The sequence below is a fragment of the Marinifilum breve genome, from assembly GCF_003202155.1.
Classification (GTDB): Bacteria; Bacteroidota; Bacteroidia; order Bacteroidales; family Marinifilaceae; genus Marinifilum; species Marinifilum breve.
Genome location: NZ_QFLI01000005.1, coordinates 93,951 through 110,089, shown reverse-complemented (window position 1 = coordinate 110,089; position 16,139 = coordinate 93,951). Strand labels below are relative to the sequence as shown.

At 36.5% G+C, this 16,139-nt stretch carries 15 protein-coding genes; 3 read left to right on the top strand and 12 right to left on the bottom strand.

Going from position 1 to position 16,139, the window contains the following annotated elements; translation table 11 throughout:
* Positions 1-10 precede the first annotated feature (10 nt).
* From DF185_RS12350 to rsfS, 3 genes are all read right to left on the bottom strand, one after another.
* A complete protein-coding gene (locus tag DF185_RS12350; protein ID WP_165836026.1) occupies positions 11-835 on the bottom strand; it encodes a phosphatidate cytidylyltransferase in 825 nt (274 codons plus the stop codon).
* A 223-nt stretch (positions 836-1,058) separates the two neighbouring features.
* Positions 1,059-3,083, bottom strand: a complete 2,025-nt coding sequence (gene ftsH / locus DF185_RS12345; protein ID WP_110361061.1) for an ATP-dependent zinc metalloprotease FtsH — start codon at positions 3,081-3,083, stop codon at positions 1,059-1,061.
* Positions 3,084-3,099: 16 nt separating this feature from the next.
* Positions 3,100-3,483: a ribosome silencing factor gene (gene rsfS, locus DF185_RS12340; protein WP_110361060.1), complete on the bottom strand. Its 384-nt coding sequence runs from the start codon at positions 3,481-3,483 to the stop codon at positions 3,100-3,102.
* 213 nt (positions 3,484-3,696) lie between these two features.
* Here rsfS and DF185_RS12335 point away from each other — a divergent pair, with 213 nt between their 5' ends.
* Positions 3,697-4,446, top strand: coding sequence for a biotin--[acetyl-CoA-carboxylase] ligase (locus DF185_RS12335; protein ID WP_110361059.1), 750 nt, complete (start codon positions 3,697-3,699; stop codon positions 4,444-4,446).
* Between the two features lie 157 nt (positions 4,447-4,603).
* Here the strand turns inward: DF185_RS12335 and DF185_RS12330 are convergent, their stop codons facing one another.
* From DF185_RS12330 to pyrE, 4 genes are all read right to left on the bottom strand, one after another.
* Positions 4,604-6,937 (bottom strand): TonB-dependent receptor, encoded by a 2,334-nt coding sequence (locus DF185_RS12330; protein WP_110361058.1) that lies wholly within the window; start codon positions 6,935-6,937, stop codon positions 4,604-4,606.
* A gap of 111 nt (positions 6,938-7,048) precedes the next feature.
* Positions 7,049-7,375, bottom strand: a complete 327-nt coding sequence (locus tag DF185_RS12325) for a hypothetical protein (protein WP_110361057.1) — start codon at positions 7,373-7,375, stop codon at positions 7,049-7,051.
* Positions 7,376-7,459: 84 nt separating this feature from the next.
* Entirely contained in the window at positions 7,460-7,957 is a 498-nt protein-coding gene (locus DF185_RS12320; RefSeq protein ID WP_110361056.1) for a hypothetical protein, read from the bottom strand.
* Between the two features lie 86 nt (positions 7,958-8,043).
* A complete protein-coding gene (gene pyrE, locus DF185_RS12315) occupies positions 8,044-8,676 on the bottom strand; it encodes an orotate phosphoribosyltransferase (protein WP_110361055.1) in 633 nt (210 codons plus the stop codon).
* Positions 8,677-8,878: 202 nt separating this feature from the next.
* Here pyrE and DF185_RS12310 point away from each other — a divergent pair, with 202 nt between their 5' ends.
* Together DF185_RS12310 and DF185_RS12305 are read left to right on the top strand one after the other, a co-directional pair.
* On the top strand, positions 8,879-9,472 hold the full coding sequence (locus DF185_RS12310; RefSeq protein WP_110361054.1) for an NUDIX hydrolase: 594 nt from the start codon (positions 8,879-8,881) through the stop codon (positions 9,470-9,472).
* A gap of 16 nt (positions 9,473-9,488) precedes the next feature.
* Complete coding sequence (locus DF185_RS12305) at positions 9,489-9,989, top strand: hypothetical protein (protein WP_110361053.1); 501 nt, start codon at positions 9,489-9,491, stop codon at positions 9,987-9,989.
* Here DF185_RS12305 and DF185_RS12300 read toward each other — a convergent pair.
* From DF185_RS12300 to DF185_RS12280, 5 genes are read right to left on the bottom strand one after another with little or no spacing between them, the layout of a single operon-like run.
* On the bottom strand, positions 9,986-11,389 hold the full coding sequence (locus DF185_RS12300; RefSeq protein WP_110361052.1) for a TlpA family protein disulfide reductase: 1,404 nt from the start codon (positions 11,387-11,389) through the stop codon (positions 9,986-9,988). The two genes, DF185_RS12305 and DF185_RS12300, sit on opposite strands and share 4 nt — an antisense overlap.
* A gap of 21 nt (positions 11,390-11,410) precedes the next feature.
* Positions 11,411-12,547: a serine hydrolase domain-containing protein gene (locus DF185_RS12295; protein WP_110361051.1), complete on the bottom strand. Its 1,137-nt coding sequence runs from the start codon at positions 12,545-12,547 to the stop codon at positions 11,411-11,413.
* A 3-nt stretch (positions 12,548-12,550) separates the two neighbouring features.
* Positions 12,551-13,030, bottom strand: coding sequence for a pantetheine-phosphate adenylyltransferase (gene coaD, locus DF185_RS12290; RefSeq protein WP_110361050.1), 480 nt, complete (start codon positions 13,028-13,030; stop codon positions 12,551-12,553).
* A gap of 31 nt (positions 13,031-13,061) precedes the next feature.
* Positions 13,062-13,865, bottom strand: a complete 804-nt coding sequence (locus tag DF185_RS12285) for a helical backbone metal receptor (RefSeq protein ID WP_207784638.1) — start codon at positions 13,863-13,865, stop codon at positions 13,062-13,064.
* Positions 13,865-16,087, bottom strand: coding sequence for an APC family permease (locus tag DF185_RS12280; protein WP_110361049.1), 2,223 nt, complete (start codon positions 16,085-16,087; stop codon positions 13,865-13,867). Before DF185_RS12280 ends, DF185_RS12285 begins: the two co-directional genes overlap by 1 nt.
* Positions 16,088-16,139: the final 52 nt, after the last annotated feature.

The following is a 16,139-nucleotide window of genomic DNA, read 5'->3' as shown; positions in this document are numbered from 1 at the left end:
TATGAGTTTTTTAACGGAAGAACTCATTGATGATTTGAAGAAATACGAATATCATAGGTGAAACAAGTAATATGGCATCGAATCGATCTAATAAACCACCATGACCAGGGATCAAGTTTCCTGAATCTTTGATGTTAATGCTTCTTTTTAGTAAGGATTCTACCAAATCACCCATGGATCCGAATACCACAACAATAGCTCCGCCAATGATCCATTGTGCAGAAGTTAATTCCTTTGAGTATAATGAAATCAAATATGCAATGGCAAGTGTAATTACTGCACCTCCAATGCTTCCTTCCCATGATTTTTTAGGAGAAATTCTCTCGAATAAACGATGTTTTCCAAAGTTTACTCCAACCAAATAGGCTCCAGTGTCATTCGCCCAAATTAAAACGAAAATGCCCATTAAAATCTCCCAATGAAATTGATTATCTCCAAAAGGGAACACCATGAAATTCAAAAGAGAAAAGGGTAACGCTACATACAACAATCCCATAAATGTATAAGCTATGTTCCCAAAAGGATTTTCTTTTTTTCGGTACATCTCAATTATTGGGATAAGTACCAGTAAAGGAACAAACAAGGCAAATAGTGTGGAATTGTTATAATGAGTGTATGCAAAGCATGATGTGAACAAAAGTGCTGCGCCAATTAATCCTGTGGCAATTTGAGGAACGCAATTGTTTTTTTGAATGAGCTTGTAGAATTCAAAGCTAGCTAGAATTGTAATACCCATAAATACTGCAAAAAAAGCAAAGGGATGAATAATGATTCCTGCTATAAGTACAATTACGAATATCGCTCCAAATAATGTTCTTGTTAAAAAGTTCCCCACGTGAAATGAATTAATAGTTCTTTGATGCAAGCATCAATTTGTTCAGTTAGTGTTTCAGCTTTCAAAAATAGTGTTTTTTCACGACTTATTTGAGTAAGATCTTCTGAGATCATGTTTTAACAACATCTTACAGATTGTTTGTCAGCATATCTTTAAAATGTGTCAAAAAGAAAAGCTGAATTACCATTGGTAATCCAGCTTTCAAATATTCAGTTAATACAGATTAAACTGCTTTACTTTCATTATCACCTTCAGTGGTTGGAGGAACAATTTTCTTTTCTTCTACTTCTTGCTCTTTGCCAAAATTTCTTTTGCCAAAGATTTCTTCAAGATCCTCGCTAAAGATTACCTCACGTTCTAAAAGAAGTTCTGCCAATTTATTATGACCTTCTTCATTATCACGAAGTACTTGTTTTGCTCTTTCGTAGCTGTTTTCAATCAAAGTTTTTACCTCTTGATCGATCAACTCAGCAGTTTTTTCACTGTAAGGTTTCGAGAATGAATAATCAGATTGTCCCGATGAATCGTAGTAACTAACATTACCAACCTTATCGCTCATACCAAAGATTGATACCATTGCAATTGCTTGCTTGGTTACTTTCTCTAAATCGTTCTGAGCACCTGTTGATACTTTGCCAAAAGTAATTTCTTCGGCAGCTCTACCTCCAAGAGTAGAACACATTTCATCAAGCATTTGCTCTTTGGTTGTAATACTTCTCTCTTCAGGAAGGTACCAAGCAGCACCAAGAGCTTTACCACGAGGAACAATGGTAACTTTTACCAAAGGATGAGCATGCTCTAGCAACCATGAAATTGTGGCATGACCAGCTTCGTGAAAAGCAATTGTCTTTTTCTCTTCTAAAGAAATGATCTTGTTTTTCTTTTCAAGACCACCAATAATACGATCGATCGCATCAAGGAAATCTTGTTTTTCAATGATATCTTTTTTCTTTCTAGCCGCAATCAAAGCAGCTTCATTACAAACATTGGCAATATCAGCACCCGAGAAACCTGGAGTTTGCTTTGCAAGAAATTCCTGATCAATTTTAGGATCAAGCTTTAATGGTTTTAAGTGTACATTAAAGATCTCTCTTCTTTCGTTCAAATCTGGCAATTCAACATGAATCTGACGATCGAAACGACCTGCACGCATTAAGGCACGGTCAAGAATGTCAGCACGGTTGGTTGCTGCCAAAATAATAACTCCTGAATTGGTATCGAAACCATCCATTTCTGTCAACAACTGGTTCAAGGTATTCTCACGTTCGTCGTTCGATCCCATATTTGGGTTTTTACCACGGGCACGACCAATTGCATCAATCTCATCGATAAATACAATACAAGGCGCTTTCTCTTTGGCTTGTTTGAACAAATCACGAACACGGCTTGCACCAACACCTACGAACATTTCAACAAAATCGGAACCCGACATGCTGAAGAAAGGAACGTTTGCTTCACCAGCAACAGCTTTTGCCAATAAGGTTTTACCAGTTCCCGGAGGGCCTACAAGTAAAGCTCCTTTAGGAATTTTACCACCCAATTTAGTATATCGTTGTGGATGTTTTAGGAATTCTACAATTTCTTCTACTTCCTGTTTGGCTTCAGCAAGACCTGCAACATCATTAAAGTTTACATTGATATTTGATTCCTTGTCAAAAACTTTAGCTTTCGATTTACCAACGTTAAAGATGTTACCACCTCCGCCACCGCCACCGGCACCACGGCTCATTCTGCGGAAAACATAGAACCAAATTCCGATGATTAAAGCAAAAGGAAGTATCCACATAATAAAATCACCAAAAGGATTTTCCTGAGTGGTATATTCAGGCTCAATTCTGTCGTATTCAGAGATTTTTTCTTGTGCTTTCTCTAGTTGCTGAGCAAATTGTTCAACAGTACCAATAGGAAAGGTATAATGTGGACCTGATTTAGATGGAGAATCAAAACTAGATTCGAAAAGATCAGGATACTTGTCTAAACTTTCTTCTCTTAGGTAAACGTTTACTTCTAAAAGATTTCTGATCACAACAATTCGGTCAACATCCTGGTTGCGGATCATTTCATTTTTAACCTTTTGCCAACTGGTTTCTTTTGGGCTCTGTCCCAAGTCCAGCAAGTTAAGGGCAATAAAGGCTACTGCGATTAAACCATAAATCCAATAAGCATTGAATTTAGGAGGCTTAATCATGTTGTTCCCATTTTTCCCTTTTGAAAAAGGAGATTTATTTTGATTATTATTCTCTGTCATTCTTTTTAGTTAAAGGTTATTGATTAGGCTGAGGATCCTCCATTCGGGTTATTGGAGCATCTGCCCATAAACTTTCTAATTGGTAAAAATCTCTATATTCTTTTTGGAAAATATGAACTACAACATCCGCATAGTCTAAAAGGATCCACTGTGCATTTTGCAATCCCTCTTTTTTCCATACTTTTTCGTTAATTTCTTCTCTTACGTAATCTTCAACGGAATCAGCTAAACCCGTAACATGCGTAGTAGATGTTCCGTGACAGACTATAAAATATTTACATACCGAGCTGTCAATATTTCTTAAATCTATTTTTACAATATCTTCTGCTTTCCTCTCTTGCAACCCTTCAATAATTGCATCTGCCAGCTCCTCTGAGTTATACTCCTGCTTTTTTGTCATATTTTAATTTTACTTACAAAGATAATTTTTTTTTATTCTCAATAACTTCCTTTTGCATATTGCTTGTCGAAAGTGATATAATTTACTAATCTACAGATTTTATAACCTTTTAAGCGTTATAATTGTTTAATCTTTCTTCTTATTTTTGTCGATCAGGAATGTATTATTTTTAAAGATAGTAATTCCACAAATCATAAACCAACAAGCCATTACATGCAGCAAAAATTATTTACTCCCCAATTAATTGTACGCAAGAACGAGATAAATTCCACAAATAATTTTGCCTTGGAATTGATAAAATCCGCAAATCCTGCAGCCGGAACTGTCGTTTTGACATTAAATCAGACAAAAGGCCGCGGACAGCAAACAAATTCTTGGGAAAGTGAAAGTGGCAAAAACCTTACCATTAGTATCATTCTGAGACCAGAATTTCTGCCAATACCCGATCAATTTAATATTTCGATGGTTATTTCTCTTGGTGTATATGATTATTTGAAAGAATATGTAGATGATGTATTCATTAAATGGCCCAATGACATTTATCTGGGTGATAAGAAAATTGCAGGAATCTTGATCGAACACTCCATAATGGGATCTGTATTGAGCACATCAGTATGTGGCATTGGATTAAATATCAATCAACGCAAGTTTATTTCCGATGCTCCAAATCCAATTTCTCTATCAAACTGTACAAATCAAGAGTATGATTTAGAAATAGAACTTTCAAACTTATTGGGTAAAATTGAAAATAGATATTTCCAACTTAAGGATGGTGACAAAAAACAGTTGGAAAAAGATTACTTAGACACGCTTTATTGGATGAATGAAATACATTCTTATAAGGATGAAAATGGTATGTTTTCAGGAGAAATTGTGGGAATTACAGAATGGGGACAATTGAGAATTGTTGCAGAAGGAGAGGAAAGAATTTACAATTTTAAAGAGGTGAGTTTTATAAGATAGAGATTTGTAATAGCTATAAGCCTCAAGCTACAAGCTTCAAGGGGGAAAATACTTGTGACTTGTAACTTGGAGCTTTTTAGCTAAAAGCTGTCAGCTCTCAGCGTCAGCAAAAAAGTGCTGTTAGCTGAGAGCTGAATGTTGTAAGCTAGTATCTATACTAAAAATTCAATGACAATTTTACATTCACATTTCGTCCTGGATTGTAAAATCTTAATGGTTTAATACTAGAAAGGTGATCTATGTATGTTTTATCGAACAAATTGCTTACACCTGTCAATAGCTTAGCATCAAAGTTTCCAATTTTAAACGAAGTTCCTGTCTGAATATTAAACAGATGATATGCTGCAGTTTTGGTTTCGAACTGAGCAGGATCATCTTGATCCATAGCATATTTCCATTCAAATTTGATAAAAGGATTCTTAAATTGTTTGTTGCCCTTCCCAAAGAATTCCAGGCTCGTATTCAATTTGTGTTGTGGTATAAAAGGCAATCTTCCGCCATCATCTTGCTTACCAATTACCATTGAATAATCGGAATGAACTTTTAGGTAATTTACTGGTACTATATTTATCGAGATTTCACCACCATATAACTTGGCATCTTGCTGATCGTAAGCATAAACAAATCCAGCTCCTTCTGGTGCAGGTTCATCAGTTGGTGCCAGGTAAATAAAATCGTACACCTTATTGTAGAAAAGTGAAAAATCGATATTGTGGTTGCTTGTATGGTAATGCAGTCCCAAATCGGTTTCGAAACTTTTCTGAGCATCCAAGTCGGTATTTCCTTCCTCGAATCTGTTACCATGAAGACCATGTTGTGAAAGTTCAGCTAAATTTGGTACACGGTACCCTGTAGCAAAGTTGGTTCTCATTAATAATGATTCAGAAAGATGAAATGTTGCACCTAAGGAAGCATTCAGGTTATCAAACTTACGATTGATATGCACCATTTCTTCTTCATGATGCTCACCTTCTTCCTCATGATGTTCTTCTCCCTCTTCTTCGTGGTGATCACCTTCCTCTTCATGATGCTCATCTTCTGGTTCTCCGTGAGAGTGTCCACCCGCTTCTTGTTCAGGAACGTAAAGAGATCTGTGATCATACCTAACTCCAAATTGAATATCGGCTTTTCCAATTTCTTTTTTCAACAAAGAGAATAAAGAAAAGTCATCAATTTTTGCATCGGGAATAATTCTATTTGGTGCTCCCTGATTTTTATTGGACTGATGCATTCCTTGAACTCCTACCAGGAATTCGGTGTTTTCTCCTGTTGGGAAATACAACTTACTGTCATAGGTGAAAGTTTTTAAATCCATATCCACCAATCGAAAATATTCTGAATTAGGATTACCTTTTAATTGTCGGTTATTGAATTGATATGCAGCATTCACTTCCAATTTGTAATTTCCCAGAAATAATCGATTCCTCGACGAAATAAGATGTTGAGTTAAATCCTGAAACCAATAGTGATTCTTTCGATTACCTTCACCAACTACCTCTAAAGCTTCACCGTTTGTCATGCCTAATTTAGGCTGTAGGTAGTCATAATAAAGTTTAAAACTTCCGAAGTTTTTAATCATACCTAAACCCAATTGTAAACCTTCCGAATTGAAACGGGTATTTGGTACATAGTCACCGTTACCATCTTTGTAATCGCGGTGAGATTGTTTTGTTGCTCTTACCATCCAGAACAAACTATTCGAACTTCCTTTAACGCCAATGTTGTGATTCCAACCATTGGATACAGAATGAAATTCAGAAGAAACATCTGCTTGAACTGAATTAGCCGGAGCAGGTTTTTCGCGAAGAATATTAATCACACCACCCATTGCATCCGATCCGTAAAGCAATGAGGCTGGACCTTTTATCACTTCGATATGATTGGCTCCTTGTTCATTAACCAAAAATGGATGATCGGTTGAAAACTGGAAATTTTCTAAGCGAACACCATTGTTAAGGAAAATGATGTTGTTTAAGGATAATCCTCTGATAACAGGAGTACTTACAGCCGGACTTCTTGAAATTACATCAACACCAGGTATGCTGGAAAGCTTTTCTCCCAGCGAAGGATTCACCAAATTTTCCAATTTCTCTTTATTAAGAACTGAAATTTTAATGGAGTTTTCATGCTGAGCAGAAGGAAAACCACCAGAAACTACAATGTCTTGTGTGGTAACTGAGGTAAATTCTAGATCCACATTGAGTTGTGTGTTTTCAGACTGAATGTTAATTGTTTTGATAATTGATTCGTAACCAACAAAGGAAAATTGAACCGTTAACTTCCCTTGGGGTAAGTGTTCCAATACATAAGTACCATCAGAATTACTTACTGCACCTTTTTGTAATTCAGGTACAAAAATACTTACTCCAGGTAGGGGAGTGCCATCGTTTTGATCTGTAACAGTCCCGCTTAATTTGTTGTTGCTTATCTCTACTGATGAGAAAGCGTATAAAGGCAATAGTAATAATACTGCCAGAAAATATCTGATCATGATATGAAAAGAGTTTTTTGATTTAGTAAAAATAAATGTACAAGCCAATGAGTGATATCAACATAGATTCACTTCAAATGCATAATTTTAAGACTTGTTTTTTAAGGTTATTTATATGTCAAAAAACTCTGGAGGAGCACGTAAGCTAAAATCAAACCTGGGAGGAGTTTGAATTTTAATGGTTTGTTTTGCTTTGTGAGATATCAGTTCAATACTACTAACAGCAGGTATGTGAACCATATCAGTAGAATCAAAATAGAAGTAGTCGAAATCTTGAATTGCACAAATGTCAGCTACATCAGGAGCATGATTTGTACAAGAATGACAATGATGCTCGTGATTGGGGAACATCATGTGCTGAGCTTTAATTACTATTGGCATTACAAATGCCAAGGCAAGCAAAAAGCCAAGAATTCTATATCTATTATTTAGATTCATTTAAAACAAATCTATTCAAAATATTGGAAGACACAAAAAAAGCCGTTGAGTTATTCAACAGCTTTTCAAAATTACTTTGCGGTACTATTCCATATTCTGAAGCGCACTGAAAGGAATTTGTGTCAATCCCTCAGCCAGTTGATTGATGCCTTTTTCCAATTTCTTTTTCAGCATCATTTTCATCATGGCATTTAATTCAGCATGCACGGTTAATCGAACTCTAGTGTCGTAAGGTCCTTTATCAATTAATTGAATCCATAAATAAAATTCGAATGGACTTCTGCCGTATCCAGTTAATTTTAAGGTTTTATTTTCTTCTTTTTCGACAAATTGTAATCCAGCTTCACCGAATCCTTTAATCACAAATGTACAGTTGTCTTCAGTTGCTTCCCAATGTTCGATGTGTTCTTTAATGTTCATCTTCTTTTTGGTTTGAGCTTCAATTTGCTCTTGCACCTGAGGATTTTCTGCAGCCAATTCAAAAACTTTGGCAATTTTTCTAAAATCTGATAAGAAACCATATACATCGCCTACCAGATGTGGAATCTTATGTACTTCACTTACAATTTTTGTTGTCGACATTAGTCTTCGTATTAAGAATACAAAAGAGGGTACTCCATAGGAATACTCTCTTTTCTAAAATTATTTTTTAATCGGTAAACCAGTGATTAAACTCCCCAGCTTGCCGGATCTTTTCTCCATTCTTTCAATTGATCAACATCTTCAGCTTTAACGTATCCAATTTCTTGAGCACGATCAATCATGATGTTGTATTCACTTAAAGTATCAAGCTTACAATTGTTTTCAGTAAAATTATCAACTGCTTTTTGGAAACCATAAGTAAAAATAGCTACCATACCTAATACTTCGCAACCAGCTTCTCTTAAAGCCTGAACCGCTTTTAAGCTACTACCACCAGTTGAGATTAAATCTTCGATAACCACAACTTTTTGTCCTGGCTTAATTTCGCCTTCAATTAAGTTGGTCATTCCGTGAGCTTTTGCCGATGAACGAATGTAAACCATTGGTTTGTTCATTTCTTCAGCAACCAAAGCTCCCTGTGCAATTGCACCGGTTGCAACACCTGCAATTACTTCAACTTCAGGATATTTTTCCATTACAACTTCAGCAAAAGCTTTCTTAATATAGGTTCTAACCTCTGGGTAAGAAAGGGTTTTACGGTTGTCACAATAAATAGGAGATTTCCATCCCGATGCCCAGGTAAATGGGTTTGTTGGTTCTAGTTTAATTGCCTTAATTTGTAGCAAATATTCAGCGACTTGTTTAGCAGTATCTTGCATACTTTCTCTGGATTTATGGATTGTTATACGAATTCAAAACACGGAAATTCAAAGCATTATGTTTTTCCGATGTATTTGATATGGTTTTGTTAACAAAATTACTAAGACATATCATGCCGATAGATTGCTTACACTCAATTATAAACGCAGTGCAATAAGTGAGTAGATTAAGCAAAGAATCGGTATTAAAAATCTACCGCAAATGTATAAAGTATTTTTTAAAGATCGATTGATTTTTTTAGGTGATAAAAACGAAAGTGTGAATTTTGAAGGAATGGTTTATGCCTGGACGGAAGGAGAATCTTTGGAAGGCCTGATTCATCAGTTTGATGAGGAAGAACACAGAGAGCAAATTTTTGTGGTTGCCGACGATCTTGAAGCGCTTTTTGCTCATTTTAAATCGTGCTTTAAATACATTGAAGCTGCAGGTGGAAAAGTGTACAATTCGAACCATGAGATTTTAGCCATTTACCGATTGGACAAATGGGATTTGCCAAAGGGAAAAGTGGAGAAGGGTGAAGAAATTCCGGAAGCTGCCATTCGAGAGGTGGAAGAGGAGTGCGGAATTTCAGGTGTTGAGATCGAAAAGGAACTCAACTCGACCTATCATACCTATTGGATGAAAGGAAAGTTTGTTTTGAAACGCACCTATTGGTATCAAATGACCTATTCAGGTTGCGAAGAATTGGTTCCTCAAACCGAGGAGGATATTCAGGAAGTAAAATGGTTGGGCCAAGATAATTTGCAAGCGTTTAAAACCAATACTTATGCTTCCATACTGGAAGTGATTGCATAACCGATAAAATTAGAGAATGCTTAATTGGAGAATACTGGATTGGAAAAAGAAGCTAAATAAAAGAAGCAATACCGAATTGCTTGCTTTATTTCAGGAAAGCAATAGAATTAATATCGATCCACAGATATATGCAGGTAATTTACTATTTGAAAGAGGATACAATCCTACCGAACTGCTAAGAATAAAGAATGATCTAAAGAATGCTATTGAAGCTGCATTTGAGAAAATGCATGGAAAAAGTTATTCAGAGATTGTTAGGGAAAATGTGATAAGAGAATTGTTTTATTGTACAATGTTGGCTGTTTTGCTCACATTAGGTTACAGCAGACAAGGCTTTCTTGAGTTTGATGATTTATTTGAGAGTAATATTCCAGTATATGTGGTTTTGGTATGTATTTCCTTCCTTCGTATGCTTTTTATCAAGCGAAGCAATCAAATAGCAATTCAAAAATATCAAAAATCCTTACAGGAAAAGCAGGAATTAATTTCTAGGATTGATAGGGAATTGAAGTTTTAATTCTTCTGTCCCTTCCTCGCAGCATCCCTGGCAATTTTTATAAACTCCAAATGGATGTATTCCTTTGGTGCCTGCGCAGGTGCTTTTACGATATTTCCCTTCGGATCGATTAGCACATAACTAGGAAAAGCTTTCACGTTGTATTCATGAATTAGCTGATGCTGATCGCCAATGGGTATAAATTTCCAGCTGTATTTGTTGGTTTTAGAGAACTCCAACCACTTTTTCACATCCCAATCGCAAACAATGCTTAAGAACTCAATGTGCTGTCCGAATTGTTGCTTTAGTTTTTCAATTTCTTTAAAATCTTGCAAGCAAGGGTAAGATTGTGTGTTACAGAAATTCAGGTATAGGTATTTTCCTTTGTAATCATCCAATTGAACTCCAGCAAGATTGAAATCGGGAGCAGGGTAGTTTTTCTGCAAGTGAGTAATATTGGAAATGTAGTTGCGGCAAAGCTTTTTGTTGTAAGTGTGGTTCGATGCTTTTATGACATCTTGTAGAATCGAAAGCGTTTTTTCTTTTCCAATAAATTTTCGCGTATAGGAATCAAAAGTGGAGGTTGCAATGATCATATCCAGCAATTGAGCATTGTTATAGGCAGGGTATTTTTGCATCAACTTTTTGATTTCGGCATAGGTGTTTTCTGCTTTGTAAGCATTGCTTAATGCCAGGCTTTCTTTCTGTTTAAAATATCCGTTAAAAAAGTTCCCATACTGTTTTTTATACAAACTCATATAGGCTGGATTGTTCAGCTGAATTTTCTGATTCTGGAAAAAATTATTCTCAATTTTCAGGAAAGAATTTGGGTTCGATAAAAACTCCAAAAATCCCAATCGGTATCGAAAATATTCGGTAAAAAACTTATTTTTTATGCTGCCAAACTCCTGTTTTAGCTGTTCTGAGAATTGAATTCCTGCTGATTTCTCTTTTTTTCTGTAAATCTTGTAAAAGTTCTGATTGATAAAGGAATCCATTTTGTCATCCAATGTGCGAATGATTCGGTTTAATTCGTTTGGTTCGACGTTCGCAATTCCAATCATCAATTCATCGGCTTCGAAAAAAGGATTTAGCTTTTGTGCCGGTGTTAGTTCTTGCTTTGGAGGTAATCTTAGCTCATATTTTTTGCCAGGTTCAACATACATGAAAGCTTTGTACACTTCCAAAGGAAGATAGATAAGTTGGGTTTTATCAATATCCAACTCTACGGAATATTCGCCATTTACATCCACTTTAAAATCGGTAATTTTCTCACTCGTATAGGTAAAAGCATCGGTATGATACATGATGCTAATGGTACTTCCAGCATAAGTTTTTGCTGTTCCCGAAAGGATTACTTTTTCGGCGTTAGCGGCAAAGGAAATCAATAGGGAAAAAGTAAGAAAAAACAGATTTTTCATGGCGAAACTTTCAGAGGTTCTCTATTTCAGAATTTTTAAGGCGATGTCAACATACTTTGGAATATCCATGGTAATCGGACCTTGTTTAATTTCATCTTTTGCTTTACCAAAACGAACTACCACTGCATTTTTCTCAGCAATAGAATAGATGTATTGTCCACGATGTCCGCGCATATACGGAATATTCATGTCTTTGTAGGGAAGAATCCAGTATTGGTATCCGTAATGATCGAGCGGTGCAGTTTTTTCTTCGTTTAACAAATATGCTGCAGTTGTGGTAGCATCTGCTAAATATTGCTCTGAAATTAACTGTTTGCCATTCCATGCACCTTTGTTCAATACCAATTGACCAAAACGTGCCGCATCGCGAGCATTGGTGTTAAAACAGCAGAATGATTTTTCGTCGCCATCTTTTTTATCCAAACTCCAAAGTGCCGTATTTACCGCGTGCATTGGTTTCCAAAGTGTTCTTTCAGCATATTTCGAAATGGTTTCGCCGGTGGCTTCTTCCACAATAAAAGCCAATAGCTGAGTGTTTCCACTTTGATATCTGAAACGAACCCCAGGTTTCTCGATTAACTCCTGATCGGTACTAACCTGTCGCAGCTTCTTGCCATAATAGGCTTTTGTAGTAATGGATGTTGGGCTGCTGTATGCTTCGTCCCAATCTAAACCTGAACTCATGGTAAGCAAATTCTTAATAGTTACTTTACCACGTTCATCATAGGCAAATTCTTCCAGGTAATTTCCAATCGGTTCATCTACCGATTTAATTTTGCCTTCGTCAATTGCGATACCAATCAACAGACTTACGATACTTTTGGTAGCAGAAAAAATATTGGAATGAGAATCTGAATCATATCCATCCCAATATTCTTCGTACAATACTTTTCCGTCTTGTATGATCAAATAAGCAACTGTTTCATGATTTTCCAGATATTCACGATCTGAAGATTCCAATTCATATTTGTTGTATGAATCAGCCTCTTTCCACTCTCTGCCATCGGCAACATTAACTTCGGTATTTTCGAAAATCTTGTAATCGTCGATATTGGCATACCAATAAATAAGACTCGTTCTTAAATAATTAGGAGCTATAAGCATCCAAAGTGCCGTTAGTAAAGCTAGAATTAAAACAGTTTTGCTTATTCTTGACATGGTTTATGGATTTAGTTTGTATGCATCAGGATCTGTTACTTCCGGTAAAAATTGCGAAGCATCGCCACCATGACGAATGATATCGCGAACAATGGTCGAGGTAATCATGGTATGCTCGGGTGTGGTTAAAAGAAAGATTGATTCTAACTCGTAAACCATTTTTTTATTGATTTGAGCAATTGCACGTTCGTACTCAAAGTCGGCAGCGGTTCTCAAACCTCTTAAAATAAAGTGTGCATTTTTCTTTTTACAGTACTCAACTGTAAGTCCTTCGAAAGTTTCTACCTCAATTTTTGGATTGTTTTGAAAAGCTTCTTTAATCCACTGTATGCGTTTATCAATTGGGAAAAACTGTCTCTTTTCAGAGTTATATCCTATTGCAATAATAATTTTATCGAATAGAGGTAAAGCCCGGGTAACAATAGATTCGTGTCCGATAGTAAAAGGATCGAATGATCCGGGAAAAATAGCAATGCGTTCCATTTAGTTGTAATTTTTAAAGCAAAAATAGACATTATTCTGCTTTAATTTTTTTAATCAAGTTTATAAAATAATCTGCTGCTTGCAGCATGTGCGATTCGTACCACGAGAACATCTCTCCATCTACCAATTTAATTTTAGCATTGGGAAGAATATCTCGAATTTCTTTGATGTTGGCTTCCTCGAATGGATATGGTTCCGAAGATAGCAGTACCAAATCAGGGTTTAAATCCTTAATCTCTTCTGCTGTCAGGTTCGGATATCTTTCTTGTGGATCGGGTAGAATATTTTCAAATCCACACATCTCCAGCATTGAATTAATGAAAGAGTTTTTACCAACTCCCATGAAAGGATTTCTCCAAATCAGGTACAATACTTTTATGGGTTCTGCACTTTTAGGAATTTTAGCAAAACCAGCTCGTATTTTATTTGTGATTTCGAAAGCCTTAGGCTCTGTACCCGTTATTTTTCCTGTGTTTAAAATATTTTGTAGGGCGTCCTCGTAATTTCGAACCTTACTAACATACACTGGAAAATCTTCCATTAAGGCCTCAACCTGTGCTTTGTTGTTTTCCTCTTCGTTAACCAGTATTAAATCCGGATTCAAAAGGTTGATTTTATCGACGTACAAGTTTTTAGGACCTCCGATATTAGGCAGCTTTTCAATCTTTCCTTTAGGATATCTACAAAACTTGGTGCGTGAAATTATCTTGCCTTCCAATCCCAAATCGAATAAAAATTCGGTTGTTGATGGAACTGCAGGAATGATTCTTTTGGGTGGAAAGGGAATGTTTACCTCTCGACCCAAATCATCAGTAACTTTAATAAAATCAGCCATTACTTAATTTTAATTTCTTTGTAAGAACTCACAAAAAGTATGTTACCCATATCTTCAAAGCCAGTAAACAAATCAACACCTTCTTCAACCACTTCTTCATGGTTAAAACCTAGAATACTTAAATCGGCATCCATCGATTTTGACATGATTACCTGTTTCTTGTTGGCGTAATTTGCATTTATCAACTGGATATTGCTTGGAGATATTGGTAATCGACCAGATTTGATTAAAGCCAATAGTTTTTCTTTCTGGCTTTCCAGCTGGTCGCCCGGATAGATTGCAAAAATCTTAATGGTTCCCTTCTTCCAATCAGGATGTCCTTGAATGATGTAGGCCAAAAGAATCATCAGGTTTGCATTCTCCAAGTCGTTGGCACCAATCCAAACATGAATTTCTTTCTGATATCCAAATCCTTTATAGGATGTATTCAAAATACAAACGTCGAAATGAGTTGATTCAAGCAGTTTGTAATTGTCAATCACATAATTTAATCTTTCAGGTTCCGTTCTCGAGAACTCGAAAAGTATGGTGTTATAACCGTGTCCGGATATGCCTGATAACTGCATTACCTGTGCAATTGCCGAAGTCATGGAAGGAGAAATAATCGTATCGAGATAAACCCGGTTTTTACTTCCCGAAGCCAGGTTAATCAACTTGTTCATTACCTGTTTCGATTCCTCATTGGTTTCCTCGTTTAAGAATCCTTCCAAGAAATGAATATAGGTTCCAAACCCGTATTTATAGGAGATCCATCTTAACAAATCGAATGCCGATCGGCGCTTGAAAGAATCTTGCGAAATACAAATGGCAAAAGGCCTCCAGCTCAGTTCACGATCTCCTTTTTCAGCACGCTGCGCAAATATTTGCAAGTGTCGACTCAACTGGAAAACTACTCCGCGGAAAAGTTTCGCCAAGCCCCTGTTTTCTTTCGTGGTTACGTTGATTCCATAGTAGATTCCTCCCATTATCATTAATGACAATATGGCATAGGTCATATTCATTTGGAACATGATCCAAACCGAAAGAACTGCTCCCATTAAGGATAAATACCACTTAGAACGGAAGGTTGGACGGTATGAAGGATCAGCTGCAAAATGCTCAAGGAAGGAGATGATACAAATGGCACCATAGGTTACCATGAAGAACATGGAAATAATCTGGGCCACAAAATCAACATCGCCAATAAAAACAAAAACAAATGCAATAGCTATAGAAATCACCGATGCATTAATGGGTTCGTTGTTTTTCTTGCTTTCGGATTTTAACCATTTGTTCAATCCTTTTTGAGGGAAAATATCATCTAAACCAATTGCCTGTAGGGTTCTTGGTGCTACCATTATTGAACCCAAGGCTGAAGAAAGTGAAGCCGCAGCCAAACCAATTGGAATAATTGGACCCCAAATGGCAATCTTTCTCATGATTAACTGATCGCTAGCCAAATCTTCAGGACTTGCAGATACGGTAAATTTGTAGGCTGCCCAAATGTAAATCAACAGTCCACCAACGGTAGCCCAAATGGTTCCTCTAGGTATCGATTTTCTCGGATTTCTTAAATCGCCGGAAAGGCCTAGTCCTGCAGCTAAACCTGTAAAAGCCGGGAAAACAATAGTGAATACATAAAAGAAGCTCTTTGGATTTTCAACGGTAGCATCCAAAACCATTTCTGTTGGAGCATTATCTGGCGATCCGATAAAGAACATGACCAATGAAAGACCTAAAGTTGCTACCACAACATACAAGGCTTTCATCCCCATATTGGCACCTCGATAGAGAAATAAACCAGCCAAAAGGGTCATGGTTGGAATACTAATGGCTCTTTTGTCGTAAATTAAAAGGCCATAATTATCCGCAAGCCATTGAATTGCCGGATCAAAAGCCTCGGCAAAGGCAATCACATAAAAAGCCACCGAAATTGCCTGCGAAAGGTAGAGTGTAATTCCAATTGCGGCACCAATGTTTAATCCAAACGATCGGGAAATAATGTAGTAGGCTCCACCACCTAACACTTTTTGGTTGGTTGCAATCTCTGCAACAGCCATTGCTGTAGGAATGGTAATTAAATGACCTAAAATAATGATTCCAATTACTCCAATAAATCCAACATTACCAACAGCCCAACCGAAACGAAGGAACAAAATTGCTCCTAAAATGGTTGAGATGGCAGTTAGGAAAACTGGCATGGTGCCAAAATTGGCTTTGTTTTTCAGTAAATTATCGGGCATAGTTAAATTTCTTTAGTCTCTTTTATCAAAGTGCTAAATATAGTTAATCGAA

Bases quoted from the DNA above. Each gene is read 5' to 3' on its own strand.
- DF185_RS12300 (WP_110361052.1), bottom strand. From the start codon at position 11,389: ATGAAAAATCTGTTTTTTCTTACTTTTTCCCTATTGATTTCCTTTGCC.
- ftsH (WP_110361061.1), bottom strand. From the start codon at position 3,083: ATGACAGAGAATAATAATCAAAATAAATCTCCTTTTTCAAAAGGGAAA.
- DF185_RS12295 (WP_110361051.1), bottom strand. From the start codon at position 12,547: ATGTCAAGAATAAGCAAAACTGTTTTAATTCTAGCTTTACTAACGGCA.
- rsfS (WP_110361060.1), bottom strand. From the start codon at position 3,483: ATGACAAAAAAGCAGGAGTATAACTCAGAGGAGCTGGCAGATGCAATT.
- DF185_RS12280 (WP_110361049.1), bottom strand. From the start codon at position 16,087: ATGCCCGATAATTTACTGAAAAACAAAGCCAATTTTGGCACCATGCCA.
- DF185_RS12330 (WP_110361058.1), bottom strand. From the start codon at position 6,937: ATGATCAGATATTTTCTGGCAGTATTATTACTATTGCCTTTATACGCT.
- pyrE (WP_110361055.1), bottom strand. From the start codon at position 8,676: ATGCAAGATACTGCTAAACAAGTCGCTGAATATTTGCTACAAATTAAG.
- DF185_RS12335 (WP_110361059.1), top strand. From the start codon at position 3,697: ATGCAGCAAAAATTATTTACTCCCCAATTAATTGTACGCAAGAACGAG.
- DF185_RS12325 (WP_110361057.1), bottom strand. From the start codon at position 7,375: ATGAATCTAAATAATAGATATAGAATTCTTGGCTTTTTGCTTGCCTTG.
- DF185_RS12320 (WP_110361056.1), bottom strand. From the start codon at position 7,957: ATGTCGACAACAAAAATTGTAAGTGAAGTACATAAGATTCCACATCTG.
- DF185_RS12285 (WP_207784638.1), bottom strand. From the start codon at position 13,865: ATGGCTGATTTTATTAAAGTTACTGATGATTTGGGTCGAGAGGTAAAC.
- DF185_RS12305 (WP_110361053.1), top strand. From the start codon at position 9,489: ATGCTTAATTGGAGAATACTGGATTGGAAAAAGAAGCTAAATAAAAGA.
- DF185_RS12310 (WP_110361054.1), top strand. From the start codon at position 8,879: ATGTATAAAGTATTTTTTAAAGATCGATTGATTTTTTTAGGTGATAAA.
- coaD (WP_110361050.1), bottom strand. From the start codon at position 13,030: ATGGAACGCATTGCTATTTTTCCCGGATCATTCGATCCTTTTACTATC.